This is a genomic window from Psychrobacter sp. TWP2-1-2 (assembly GCF_049896785.1).
GTDB lineage: Bacteria > Pseudomonadota > Gammaproteobacteria > Pseudomonadales > Moraxellaceae > Psychrobacter.
In genome coordinates, this window is the sequence record NZ_JAFCVA010000003.1 from 32,492 (window position 1) to 45,701 (window position 13,210).

Below are 13,210 nucleotides of genomic sequence, written 5' to 3' on the forward strand. Positions count from 1 at the left end.
TGGCTGCTCTGTGAAAGCGTTGCTTAACACATGATAAAAAGTTAAGGATAATAAAGGAGACGGTTCTATGGCGATATATGTGGATTTTATGCAGATAGAATTTAAAGGCTATAAGTGGTGCCACATGCTGGCAGATACCCTGCAAGAGCTGCATGATTTTGCCGCACTAATTGAAGTGGATAAGCGCTTATTCCATCGAAACGCCAGCTATCCGCACTATGACTTCACGGTACAAATGCGAGAAATAGCGATTGAATATGGGGCTATTCCTGCTGGTCGAAAAAAGATTATCGAATGTGCAAAGAAGTTAAAAATAGAGCTACACGATCTAAACAGCGCTATATGAGCAAGTAGCACAGTCTGAAGATTGCTAATACGTTAATTTTTTAAAGGCAAATAAAAGGTGGGAGTGCTTTTGCATTCCACCTTTTTTTTGTTCAGGTTTTCATTTATAGCTTATTTTGCAACTGCTGCTTTACTAACGCTATCAAGGGCTTTTGCGATATTCGCCAATTGGGTATCACAACCCTTTATATTATGGCGGTCTTTGAGATATTCAGGATTATTGTACGACAACCAAACTTTTTTATCAGCATCTTCACTGATGAGAATTTTTTGCGGCAAATCGATAGCGACGCTTTGCTCGCAATTCATCAATGGCGTACCCGCTTTTGGATTACCAAACATAATCACTTGCGTCGGTCTTAATGTTAAATCGACACCTTGGGCATTCTTCTGATGATCGACGCGTGCAAATACTTTCATACCTTTGCTTTCAATAACTGCCGCCAGTTTATCAGCAGTATCTTGCACGGAATGATTGCTTTGCATCGTAACCAAGCCTTTTTCGGCATCGATAGCAGTCATCGTTGCTGGCGTTGATGGTGCTTTGTCCGGCGCGTTTAAAATATTTTCAACACTGGCGCAGGAAGATACGGCCAATGCTAGGGCAGCGATAGAGATAATTTTAAGCATAAAAAGTCCTTTTATTGTCATTGTTTATTCAGCACATGATGGCTGGCAAGATCGAATATTTAGTGTGAGCCATGATATTCCTTGTGCTTAGTAGCATTGTGCGTAATAAACCGCGCATAGTAAAGCCTCGCATTGCAACACACCTTAAAAAATGCCTAAGCCAAAACGCATAGCTAAACCAAATGCTCTGCTAGATAATCAACGAGCAGTCTAATCTTTGGCGATAAATGATGGTTGTGCGGATATATGGCCCAGATACTTTCTTCAGGCTCTCGATAGTTATTCAATAAGCTGACCAGCTCACCTGATGCTAAGTATTTTTGCACATAATAATCAGGTAGCTGGACGATACCCAGACCTTTTAACGCCGCATCGACTAGACTGTGACCGCTGTTATATTGGACACTGCCAGACACGCGCAGGTTTTTTTCTTTATCAGCATTTTTTCCAGAATCTATTTTTCCATCTTCTATAAAGTGCCAATAGTCACGCGTGCCAAGTAAGCAGTTATGCTGACTCAGATCGCTCAAAGAATGTGGTATGCCGTATTTTTCGAGATAAGCAGGCGCGGCACAGACGAAATTGGTACGACGGCTGAGTTTTTTTGCCATCATCGTCGAATCACTTAATTTTCCGATACGAATCGCCAAATCATAACCGCCATCAATGAGGTCGATTTTTTGATTGCTCAAAAACGCCGTCACTTCGATATCGCGATATTGCACCATGAAATCATTGACCAGTGGCAATAATTGCTGCTCGCCATAAGTCACAGGAGCGGTCAGTTTAATCCTACCTTGCGGCTTTGATTGTAAGTTGCTAACCGCCTGTTCAGCAGCATCCAAGCCATCGAGCACACCGCGGCAGTGCTGATAAAACACGCGACCTTCTTCAGTCAGCGATACCTGACGCGTCGTGCGATACAGCAGTTTAATATTCAGTCGTTTCTCTAAAGCGCTTATCTGCCGACTGACTTGCGCGGTAGAAATACCCAGTTCTTTTGCCGCGCGCGTAAAGCTTTCGTGCTCTGCTACATAAACAAATTCGCTAATACCATCCCAGCGCATGATTATTACCACTGTGTAAAAGATATTTGCAAATATAGCACATTGTTATCGCTATAGAAAAAACTATAATAGTCAGTATAAAGCTTTACAGACTGCTACAACTGCCGCTTGCCTCCATTCAACAAGCAAGATAAGCTGAATAGAGGTCTGCGCTTAATAACCCATAAAATGAATTAAAAAGAGAGATAACGATGTCAGATAAATTTATTAAATCAAAAGCCGCCATTGCTTGGGGTCCAAAGGAGCCACTATCTATCGAAGAAGTGGATGTGATGCTGCCCCGTAAAGGCGAAGTATTGGTAAAAATCGTGGCAAGCGGTGTCTGTCATACTGACGCTTTTACTTTATCTGGTGAAGACCCAGAAGGGGTATTCCCAGCGATTTTGGGTCATGAAGGTGGCGGTATCGTTGAGCAAATCGGCGAAGGCGTCACCAGTGTGCAAGTCGGCGATCATGTCATTCCTTTATACACAGCAGAATGTGGCGTCTGTAAAATGTGTACCTCAGGCAAAACCAACTTGTGCTCAGCGGTACGCGAGACCCAAGGTAAAGGCTTAATGCCAGACGGCACTACGCGCTTTTATAAAGATGGTGAGCCAATTTATCATTATATGGGCTGCTCAACCTTCTCTGAATATACCGTGTTGCCTGAGATTTCTTTGGCGAAAGTAAATAAAGAAGCCCCACTAGAAGAAGTCTGCTTATTGGGTTGCGGTGTCACCACGGGTATGGGTGCAGTGATGAATACTGCAAAAGTTGAAGAGGGTGCAACCGTTGCTATCTTTGGTCTCGGCGGTATTGGTCTATCAGCGGTCATCGGTGCGGCAATGGCAAAAGCCAGTCGTATCATTGCTATTGATATCAATGAGAGCAAATTTGAGCTGGCTAAAAAGCTTGGCGCAACCGACTGCATCAATCCAAAAGATTATGACAAGCCAATTCAAGAAGTCATCGTTGAATTGACCGATGGCGGCGTCGATTATTCATTTGAGTGTATCGGTAACGTCGATGTCATGCGTTCAGCGCTTGAGTGCTGCCATAAAGGCTGGGGCGAGTCGGTCATCATCGGTGTTGCTGGTGCTGGACAAGAAATCTCTACGCGCCCATTCCAGTTAGTGACTGGTCGTGTCTGGCGCGGTTCAGCATTTGGCGGCGTAAAAGGTCGCAGTGAATTACCAGGTTATGTTGAGCGTTATTTGGCTGGTGAGATTCCACTACAAGATTTCATTACCCATACCATGCCATTAGAGGATATCAACGAAGCGTTTGATTTGATGCATAAAGGCGAGAGTATCCGTACGGTTATTCATTTTTAAAAATCATTATTAATAATAGTGATTATAGATTTAGCCTTATAAAATAGCAGTATGCTAAACCAAAAATGCCGTCCTTATATAGGGCGGCATTTTTTTGGCATTGGCAATTATCTTTTAGTGGAAAAAATTATCTGTTCGGCAAGCGTGGTTAGATCTGCTGCTACAAAGTCTGGCGCTGGAACGTTTGGCGCTGATAATAAAGCGTTGTGCGGTCGCGTGAGAAAAGCCCCTTGGCAGCCAGCCGCTTGCGCGCCTATCGTATCCCAAAGGTGACAGGCAACTAAACACAACTCTGAAGTTTCAACAGACAGCTCCTTAGCGACCATTTGGTAGGTTTTAGGCGCAGGCTTGAATTTACCGACACTTTCAACACTAAAATGCTGTTCAAAGAAATGGCTGATGCCGGCTTTTTCAAGCGGGGTCGGGGAAGCGCTATTTGCTGAGTTGGTCAACGTCACCAGTCGAAACCCTGCCTCACGCAGCTTGGTTAATGCAGGAACTACATCAGGGTGAGCAGGCATTTTGCTCATACGCTCTTTTAATTCGTCGACATCACTATCTATCAGCCTAACGTTATGAATATCAGCGGTCATCTGTAAGGCACTGACGCCAAGCTCGCCAAAAGGCGTATAAAGTCCTGATAACGTCATGGTTTGTGAATATAGCACCAATTGCGCAAACCATTCTCTTAGTAGTATTTTATTGCCAAATAGGCGAGCAAATAATGGCTCAAGAGAGGTAATGTCGAGTAGCGTCTCATTGACATCAAACACGATAATAGGGAGAGACTTATCAGAGAACATAATAGATCCTTTTTTGAACAGCTAAAGAAACCTTGCCAAAAAACCTCGTCAGGAAAACTAGTCTGGCATGTTAGCCAACTGCTGCAAGATATTTTTGAAATTTTCTACGCCTTGTGCACCACTAACCAGATGACGCTTATTAAAAATTACCGCTGGTACGCTTTGAATGCCTTGTTGTTGCCAATGTTGCTCTTCTGCGCGCACCTCTTTAGCGAACCTCTGGTCTGCTAATACGGCTAGCGCCTCATCACGATCTAGTCCAATCTCTGCTGCGATATCAGCAAGCACGGCATTGTCAGAAATATTGCGACCATTGGTAAAATGAGCGATGAATAACGCCTGCTTTAAGTCATGCATGCGACCTTGCTGATCTGCCCAGTGCAGCAATTGATGCAAGTTGAACGTATTGTGCATACGCGTGTCATCGTTAAAGTTAAACGTAAAGCCAACCTCATTACCCGCTTCCATTAATCGAGCACGGCTAGCATCAGATTCTTGCTTACTCGAACCATATTTCTCCATAATATGTTCACGCATATTTTGTCCTGCGCTTGGCATATTTGGATTAAGCTCAAACGGATGCCAGTGAATCTCGTGTTCGGTGTTGGTTTGCTTGAGAGCTTCTGTCAGCTGGCGGTAACCAATGACGCACCAAGGACAAACAACGTCTGAGACGATATCTATGCGTAGTGGCTGCTCTGAGGATAACTGCTTTGAATGTTCCATATCTATCTGCCTAATTCAGTATTCATTTTTTATATAAGCTGTCTGTGGTCGACCGCCTTATAAATCAATGTTCATTATCAATGCTAATTAACTAATGCTAATTAACTAATGCTAAGAGAATGAGGGAACAATTACAATATTGTCTAAGTTACTGTTTAATGAGTGTCCGTCTAATAAGTATCTGCTTAAATAACTGTTCAAATGGCGGCTCAAATAACTCAGCGATGCACTGAATTATCAGCAACTTAATAACAAAATAAGTGACTACTTAACCAATCTGTAACGGTCATCAAACGGGTTTTTGCTTAAAGTGGCGGTACTAAAAATCTTGGAGTCATAAATGAAAAATATCACTGAAGCCATGAACTGGCGTTACAGCACCAAAGAGTTTGATGCCAATAAAAAAATATCAGCAGCAGACTTTCAAAGTTTAAAGGATATCCTACGACTTAGCCCATCAAGCACCAATATCCAACCTTGGCATTTTGTGATCGCTGATGATGAGGCTGGCAAGGCACGTATCGCAAAAGGTACGCAAGGGATGTTTGATTTCAACACAGCAAAGGTGAAAGATGCCTCTCACGTTATCATTTTCTGTAGTCGTATCTATGCTGATGATGAATTTTTGCATGAGGTATTGGATAAAGAAGAGGTGGATGGCCGCTTCGCAGAACCAAAATTCAAAGAGCAAATGCATCAAGTGCGCAAAATGTTTTTGGACATTCGCCGTTATGAGCAAAAAGACGAGCCACATTGGCTGGTCGAGCAAGTGTACCTAAATATGGGCGCATTATTACTGGGTGCTGCTACTTTAGGCATTGATGCCGTACCGATGGAAGGCGCTGATCTAAAGGCACTCGATGAAGAGTTTGAGCTACGTAGCAAAGGCTACACAGCTGTTGCCATTATCTCACTGGGTTATCGTAGTGAAGATGATTTTAATGCCGATTTGCCAAAATCTCGATTGAGTGAAGCGAGCATAATTACTAAAGCGTAATGCCCGACTGGTATTTTTAACTGACTATATTGAACTCAAATAGCGTTATAAACGGCATGTTTATAGCGCTATTTTTTTGCTAATAAAATGAGTTTTTGAGTTTCATTTATAAAATTGATGGTGAATAAGCGAGATAGAATAGTGAGAAGTAAAGTTTTCATAGATTAAAAACTACACTGTAATAACTACAAAGTGAAAACAAATCGACATTTCTAATAAGTCATAATAAATCGATTGGCGCGACTTTTAAGGAGCGTTTAACCCTATTTTTTATGATTATCTGCCAGCGAGAAGCCAGCATGCCTACCTTGAACTTAACCATTAATAAGCAAGATTATCAGCTCGACAATCTTGATTCACGCACGACCTTACTCGATGTCTGTCGTCAGCACCTTAAAATTACGGGGCCTAAAAAAGGCTGTGATCATGGTCAATGCGGCGCTTGTACCATACTTATCAATGGGCGTCGGGTCAATGCCTGTTTGACCTTGGCAGTTATGCACGATGGTGATGACATTACCACGATTGAAGGTATTGGCATGCCCGAATCATTATCGGAGCTACAACAAGCCTTTAAAGATAATGATGCGTTTCAATGTGGTTACTGTACCCCTGGGCAAATTTGTTCAGCAACAGCGCTGATCGATGAGATTAAACAAAACTGGCCCAGTCATGTCACTACAGATTTGCAAAATCCTGATGGATTGCTGCTTCAAGAAATCGCTGAGCGTATGAGTGGCAATATTTGCCGCTGTTCTGCTTATCCCAATATTATTAAAGCCATCTCACAAGTACTAGAAAATGAAATGAATGATTCATCTAAAACTGACGCAGTACAAAAATCAGAGGTGACGGGTATTTGGTCGCCACCACCTAGTGAAGCGCAGCTAGGTAGTCAATCTATGAAGAATAAGGCGGCAACTAGCAGGTTAGGAGATCGCTCATGAAACGTTTCGAGTATAGCCGTGCTACCGCGCCAAAGCAGGCAGCCCAATCTGCTAGTGTAAAAGACGCCTCATTTATCGCAGGGGGTACCAACCTTTTAGATTTGATGAAGTTAGAGATTGAAACGCCAATTAAGCTGGTGGATATCACTCGCTTAGCATTAGCTCAAATTGAGAAGACTACAGATGGTGGCCTACGCATCGGTACGCTAGTGACCAATAGCGACTTGGCCGCGCATCCTGAGGTTATTGCCAATTACCCAGTGCTATCACGGGCGATTTTGGCAGGTGCGACGGGACAGTTGCGTAATAGAGCGACGACGGGCGGTAATCTATTGCAACGTACTCGTTGTTATTATTTTTATCAGACAGACAGCGCCTGCAATAAACGCAACCCAGGTTCTGGTTGCCTAGCGATAAATGGTGAAAATCGTACCTTGGCAATTTTAGGTACTAGCGAGTCCTGTATTGCCCAGCATCCATCTGATATGGCCGTCGCGATGCGCTTATTAGATGCCACTATTGAGACGTTAAAAACGGATGGTTCAACGCGTAAAATCGCGATTAAAGACTTTTATTGTCTACCAAAAGATACGCCACATATCGAAAACGTTTTAGAGTCTGGTGAGCTTATCACTCATGTTGTGTTGCCAGCGCCCATCAAAGGCATGCACACTTATGACAAAGTGCGTGATCGCGCGTCCTATGCTTTTGCCTTAGTGTCTTGTGCATCAATCATAGACGTGACTGATAATGGGCGTTTGGACACAGTGCGCTTAGCATTCGGCGGTATTGGTACTGAGCCATGGCGCAACGAAGCCGTTGAGGCATTGCTGACGGGTACTGATGGCAATGAAAATGTCATCAAACAAGCAGCGGACTTATTATTAAAAGAGGCTAAAGGTAGTGGTCAAAATGATTTCAAAATACCGCTGACTCGTCGTCTACTTAAACAAGTTATTCAACGCGCATTAGCGGGCAAGGGAGCATAATCATGTCGTTATTGGATTCAATATTACCAGCAGAACCGACCAAAAAAATGATGATGAATGCGCCTGTCGAATCACTTTTTGATAAAACAGCGAGTAAATTGGTGGGTAAGCCCATTAACCGTGTTGAAGGGTCACTAAAAGTCAGTGGTCAAGCACCTTATACGGCAGAGATTTATTTAGACAATCAAGCCTATGGTGTCTTGGTGAGTGCAACCATTGCTAAAGGGCGCGTTAAGCAAATTGATAGCAGCTCTTTAGAGGGTGTTCCTGAGATTATTAAAGTGGTGACCGATCCTGAGCACTTTTTACGCAATGCCCAACAAGGCGGTGCAACCAAATCACCTAAGCAAGGCGTTAGTGAAATTTTTTATCATGGTCAGCCGATAGTAGTTGTCATTGCTGAGACGTTTGAGGCGGCGACCGAAGGTGCAAAAGCGCTCAAAGTGACTTATGAAGATGAGACTAATCAGGCGGCATTGAACTTTACGGCAGAGCTACCAAATGTTCATGACGTTAATGAAAAAAAAGGTTCGGATAAAAATTCAGAAAAGGGTAATCCAGAACAAAGCCTCGCAAATGCTGCGGTAACCCTTGACCGCTTTTATCATACGCCAAGTCAAAACAGCGCAGCGATGGAGCCTCATGCAACGCTTGCTCACTGGGAAGGTGAGAAGCTGATTATGTATTCGTCTAATCAAATGCTGTCCTCGTGCAAAAAGCAAATCGTGGATGCATTGGATTTGGATGCAGATAATGTGCAATTAATCGCTCGTTATGTCGGTGGCGGTTTTGGTAGCAAGCTTGGGATTTCTCCAGAATCGATAGCCGCCGCACTCGCCGCAAAGGACTTGGGTCGTCCCGTGTTAATTACCATGACGCGCCCGCAAGTGATGGAGGCGACGATTAGACGCTCAAACACGCGTCAACGCATCGCAATTGGCTGTAGTGAAGACGGTATTATTGACACCATGATTCATGAGACGGTCTCTAGTAATTTGCCAGGAGAAGCCTTTTTTGAGCCAGCAGCGCTCTCTACGCATTATCTGTATCGCGGCGACAATCGCCGAGTCAATTACCAACAAGTAGACATGAACCAAGTATTGTCAGGCTCGATGCGTGCCCCTGGCGAAGCAGTCGGACAGATTGCCCTTGAGTGTGCGATGGATGAATTGGCAGAGCAACTCAACCTAGACCCTGTCGAGCTGCGCCGTCGCAATGAGCCTGAGCAAGATCCTAGTAAAGACATTCCGTTTTCAACGCGTAAGCTTATCGCTTGTATCGATCAAGCGGCTGAACAGTTTGGCTGGAATCAACGCAATGCTAAGCCTGCCACTCGCTTAGAAGGTGATTGGTGGGTGGGTATGGGTATGGCAGCGGCAGCTCGCGGCAACAGCTTAGCGCCATCAGAAGCACGGGCGACCCTGCAAATAGATAACTCAAAAGCACTGGGCGTGAAGGCGGTAATCGAGACAGACATGACCGATATCGGTACAGGTTCTTATACCGTATTTACTCAGGTTGCTGCAGATTTATTAGGGCTACCAATAGATCATATTGAAATGAAGCTTGGTGATACCAGTTTGCCACCTGCGGTAGGCTCAGGGGGCAGTATGGGCGCTGCCAGTTCAGGCAGTAGTATTTATCTTGCTTGTCAGCAGCTACGTGAGATGATCGCAGAAAAAGTCGGTCTATACCCTGACACCATTCAGCTGGATAACGGTCAAATTAAGCAGATAGGTGAGCATGATGCTAATTTGGTAGAAACAGTGGTAGAAACCGTTATAGAAGCAGGAAAAGAAAAAGTAGCAGGTTTGGGCGATAACATCGTAGATAAAGTGGCTGATTTAAAAGATAAATTAGCTGAAATAACGGGAATCTCACTAACTGAATCGAAAGAATATGACTTTAGTAATTTCCAGACTCATTCATTAGCCGGTATTGTCGCTCAATATGATGACCAAAAAGTCAGTGCAAAAGGTCAAATTGCACCGGGTAAAAATGCAAAAAGTCATCGCCAAGCGTCATTTGGTGCTAACTTTGCCGAGGTCGCTGTACACCGAGTGACTGGTGAAATACGCGTTAAACGTATGACTGGTGCCTTTGCAGCAGGGCGTATCCTCAATCACAAAACTGCGACCTCACAGTGCTATGGCGGCATGGTATTTGGTATTGGTTCGGCATTGATGGAGCAGGTGATTCACGATAAGCGTGACGGTCGGCTATGTAATCATAATCTTGCAGAATACCATGTCCCAGTCAATGCGGATGTTCCTCAGCTTGATGTTATCTTGGTAGAAGAGGACGATCCGTACACCAATCCAATGCATATAAAAGGTATTGGGGAAACGGCGATTGCAGGTGCTGCCGCTGCTATTGCTAATGCCGTTTACAACGCCGTGGGTGTACGAGTTTATGACTTTCCTATTACCCTCGACAAATTACTTTATGAGCTACCAGAATAGGTTTTTAGTCAAATAGATGGACAATATAAACCCGCTAATTGTAGTCGTTAGCGGGTTTTATAAGTGGGCTATGATGGATATAGACCGTATATAGACATCAATGATAGAGAGTATATAAGAGGCGTTATGAATCAAATTGCTGATATTCTTAAGCTGGCACGCGAGGCTCAGCAACAACAGGTTAACGCTGTACTAGCAACCGTCGTGCGTACCGAAGGGTCAGCCTATCGCCTCGCAGGCGCGATGATGCTCATCTGTGAAGATGGTCGTTCGGTCGGGATGATTAGCGGCGGCTGCTTGGAGCCACATATTATCAAACGTGCTTTCTGGCTCACGCGTGATGGTGCAAACGTGCAAGTTTACCAAACGGGTGACGACATCGAATATGCTGAAAATGGTAATGTGCCAGCGAGCATATCAGAAGATGATTTTGACTTTGATAGAGGTAGTGATATTAAAGGCATAGATAATAAATACGATGAACAAGATATTGACTCGGACGAATTGAATTTTGGATTAGGCTGTAATGGGCGCGTACACGTGTTGTTTGAACGGTTGGCAACGGCAATGCCTTTGTTAAATGTCATCAGTCAGGTTCGTCAGTCTCAGCAGCCAGTAACGGTAGCAACTTTAATTCGCTCTACAATCCATTTTAATAACCAAAATAATCCAAACTCTGAACTTCAAATTGGTTTGCGTCTTAACCTAGACAATTATATCAAGTTAGGAAAACTCACCGCTATCGACGCTAATAATTCAGGTAAAGTGGTATCTAATGCTTCAAGCACAGTTATCCATGCTGTTGACGTATTAGCGAAATATCAAATATTTGATAATAGTGCTAAATATATTAAAGTGGATGGCGAAGACGGTACCACAGAGTGGTTTGTACAAAGACTGGAACCACAGATACGTTTGCTGATTTGTGGTGCTGGCAATGATGTGATGCCGCTAGTTACGATGGCAAAGCTACAAGATTGGCATGTGACAGTGGTAGACAGTCGAGTGCAATATGCCACGCAGCGGCGTTTTCCTCAGGCAGATAGAGTGATGGTACTGGCGTTAGATGATAGTGACACTTTACTAAAACTAAGTAAAAATACCGCCGTTGCTTTGATGTCGCATAGTCTCAGCCAAGACCGTGCTCGCCTTGGCGTATTATTAGAGCATGCTAATCACTATAAATATCTTGGACAACTAGGACCACGCTACCGTACCGAGCGCTTAATCGAAGAAATTAGTACAACGCTTACAAATCCTGCCAGTTTAAACCTAGGTATCAAAAAACTGCATTATCCGATTGGTTATAAGCTGGGCGGAGATGGACCTGAAGCCTTAGCACTGGGTATCATGGCACAAGTCAATGCGGTCGTGCACAATCAAAACCTATCAGCAGAAAACTCAGACACTCATCTTTCAAATACTAACTTTACAACGCTGTTTTCTACGCATATTGATTCTATAGAGACGACTGCGACAAGTGCTCGTGCCGCGATAAATTTATCATGAGCCGCGACGCATCTATTTTAGCATCTACGCAACTAAAGCCAATAAATCTATCAAAGCCACCAAACCATGTGGTCATTATTTTGGCCAGTGGACTGAGCCTGCGTTTAGGTCAAGCAAAACAGTTACTGTGTAAAGATGGCGAACCCTTAATTTGCTTCATGACCAAACTCGCACTTTCTACAAAACCGCAAGCAATTATTATAGTCATTCCTGATAATCAACCATCAATAGCCAGTGCGATGAATGAATTGGCTTTTCAGTACTCTATGATTCAAATGGTCGTAAATCCCACGCCTGAAATAGGTATGGCGTATAGTTTGAATTTGGCTATTGAGGCGGTCACGCAGTTAACAAGCTCATTAATCGAGCGCGTCGTCATTATGGGTGTTGATCAAGTTTTACTCGATGAGCAGCATTTGGCAAAACTGCTGGCAGATAAGCGGTCTGTAGTGGCAAGTACTTATGGTAGCTGGCAGCATTCAAATAATATGAATTTAAATGAAACGTCTGCTGCCACTGCATTAAAGCAAAATATTATCGGACTACCTTTAACGATTGATTCTGATTTACTCAGAGAGTGGCAAGCATTGCTGGTAGGCGATAAAGGGCTGCGTTATTTAATTAGAGGTTTGCCGCCCAGTCAGATAAGTACCGTTGTTAGTAATCAACTGAGCTATGATATCGATACTCCTGAGCAACTTGCTCATGCCAAGCAACAAGGCTGGCTGGATAAATAGTATCAACAGTGTCAATCCATAAGTGATAAAAATGATAAATGTGATAGAAACAGAACGTCTTTACCTTAGGCAATGGCAAGCAAGTGACTTTGCTGTTTTTGCTGAAATAAATGCTGATCCTAAGGTAATGAAGTATTTCCCCAAGTTATTAACGCCTAAAGTAAGTGACATCATCGCTAGTAAATGCCAGCAGCTTATCGCTAATCAAGGCTGGGGACTTTGGGCAGTATGTTTAAAAAATAGCACCAAAACATATGATGGTTTTATCGGTTTTGTTGGCTTGAATGATACTCACGCAGATATGTCTTTTGCCCCTGCTGTCGAGATTGCATGGCGACTACATAAAGATTATTGGGGACAGGGCTATGCTACAGAGGCGGCACGTGCGGCGCTGAATTTTGCTTTTACTGAGCTGTCGCTCGATGAGGTTGTGTCATTCACAGCGGTTATCAATAAACGCTCGCAATTGGTTATGGAGCGCCTTGGCATGATGAATACCCGCGCCAACTTCTACCACCCAGCCCTTGACCCTAACCATCGGCTGGCTGAGCATGTACTTTATAACATGACGCGGCAACAGTGGAACAATCAGTTAGCAGGCTTGTGACCACAAATCAATGCCCACACTCTGATATTAACAGGACTACTCGAAGATATTACTACCGTTATACAACACAAGGTA

General features: G+C 43.7%; 13 protein-coding genes. 9 read left to right on the forward strand and 4 right to left on the reverse strand.

The window, feature by feature from the left end; translation table 11 throughout:
• Positions 1–67 precede the first annotated feature (67 nt).
• Positions 68–346: a DUF4031 domain-containing protein gene (locus ACP7AE_RS03625; RefSeq protein WP_201540250.1), complete on the forward strand. Its 279-nt coding sequence runs from the start codon at positions 68–70 to the stop codon at positions 344–346.
• 110 nt (positions 347–456) lie between these two features.
• Here the strand turns inward: ACP7AE_RS03625 and ACP7AE_RS03630 are convergent, their stop codons facing one another.
• Both ACP7AE_RS03630 and ACP7AE_RS03635 read right to left on the reverse strand, forming a co-directional pair.
• The gene (locus ACP7AE_RS03630) at positions 457–975 is read right to left on the reverse strand and encodes a DUF302 domain-containing protein (RefSeq protein WP_426241410.1); all 519 of its coding nucleotides are present in this window, start codon (positions 973–975) and stop codon (positions 457–459) included.
• Positions 976–1,148: 173 nt separating this feature from the next.
• Positions 1,149–2,042 (reverse strand): LysR family transcriptional regulator, encoded by an 894-nt coding sequence (locus ACP7AE_RS03635; RefSeq protein ID WP_426241412.1) that lies wholly within the window; start codon positions 2,040–2,042, stop codon positions 1,149–1,151.
• Positions 2,043–2,233: 191 nt separating this feature from the next.
• Between ACP7AE_RS03635 and ACP7AE_RS03640 the strand changes: the two genes are divergently transcribed.
• Positions 2,234–3,358: an S-(hydroxymethyl)glutathione dehydrogenase/class III alcohol dehydrogenase gene (locus ACP7AE_RS03640; RefSeq protein ID WP_426241414.1), complete on the forward strand. Its 1,125-nt coding sequence runs from the start codon at positions 2,234–2,236 to the stop codon at positions 3,356–3,358.
• 107 nt (positions 3,359–3,465) lie between these two features.
• On the opposite strand, the gene ACP7AE_RS03645 is transcribed toward ACP7AE_RS03640, so the two are convergent.
• The gene (locus tag ACP7AE_RS03645) at positions 3,466–4,161 is read right to left on the reverse strand and encodes a haloacid dehalogenase type II (RefSeq protein ID WP_426241416.1); all 696 of its coding nucleotides are present in this window, start codon (positions 4,159–4,161) and stop codon (positions 3,466–3,468) included.
• Positions 4,162–4,218: 57 nt separating this feature from the next.
• Positions 4,219–4,887 (reverse strand): DsbA family oxidoreductase, encoded by a 669-nt coding sequence (locus ACP7AE_RS03650; protein ID WP_201540245.1) that lies wholly within the window; start codon positions 4,885–4,887, stop codon positions 4,219–4,221.
• A gap of 340 nt (positions 4,888–5,227) precedes the next feature.
• On the opposite strand from ACP7AE_RS03650, the gene nfsB reads away from it, so the two are divergent.
• The 7 genes from nfsB (at position 5,228) to ACP7AE_RS03685 (ending at position 13,135) form a co-directional block, all read left to right on the forward strand.
• Positions 5,228–5,884 (forward strand): oxygen-insensitive NAD(P)H nitroreductase, encoded by a 657-nt coding sequence (gene nfsB, locus ACP7AE_RS03655; RefSeq protein WP_426241419.1) that lies wholly within the window; start codon positions 5,228–5,230, stop codon positions 5,882–5,884.
• Between the two features lie 299 nt (positions 5,885–6,183).
• Positions 6,184–6,831 (forward strand): 2Fe-2S iron-sulfur cluster-binding protein, encoded by a 648-nt coding sequence (locus ACP7AE_RS03660; RefSeq protein ID WP_426241421.1) that lies wholly within the window; start codon positions 6,184–6,186, stop codon positions 6,829–6,831.
• Positions 6,828–7,820: an FAD binding domain-containing protein gene (locus ACP7AE_RS03665; protein WP_426241423.1), complete on the forward strand. Its 993-nt coding sequence runs from the start codon at positions 6,828–6,830 to the stop codon at positions 7,818–7,820. The genes ACP7AE_RS03660 and ACP7AE_RS03665 overlap by 4 nt, the downstream gene beginning before the upstream one ends.
• A 2-nt stretch (positions 7,821–7,822) precedes the next feature.
• On the forward strand, positions 7,823–10,282 hold the full coding sequence (locus tag ACP7AE_RS03670; protein ID WP_426241425.1) for a molybdopterin cofactor-binding domain-containing protein: 2,460 nt from the start codon (positions 7,823–7,825) through the stop codon (positions 10,280–10,282).
• Positions 10,283–10,408: 126 nt separating this feature from the next.
• On the forward strand, positions 10,409–11,791 hold the full coding sequence (locus ACP7AE_RS03675; protein ID WP_426241427.1) for an XdhC family protein: 1,383 nt from the start codon (positions 10,409–10,411) through the stop codon (positions 11,789–11,791).
• Complete coding sequence (locus ACP7AE_RS03680; protein WP_201540239.1) at positions 11,788–12,528, forward strand: NTP transferase domain-containing protein; 741 nt, start codon at positions 11,788–11,790, stop codon at positions 12,526–12,528. The genes ACP7AE_RS03675 and ACP7AE_RS03680 overlap by 4 nt, the downstream gene beginning before the upstream one ends.
• A 31-nt stretch (positions 12,529–12,559) precedes the next feature.
• Positions 12,560–13,135, forward strand: a complete 576-nt coding sequence (locus ACP7AE_RS03685; RefSeq protein WP_426241429.1) for a GNAT family N-acetyltransferase — start codon at positions 12,560–12,562, stop codon at positions 13,133–13,135.
• The last annotated feature ends 75 nt before the right edge of the window (positions 13,136–13,210 follow it).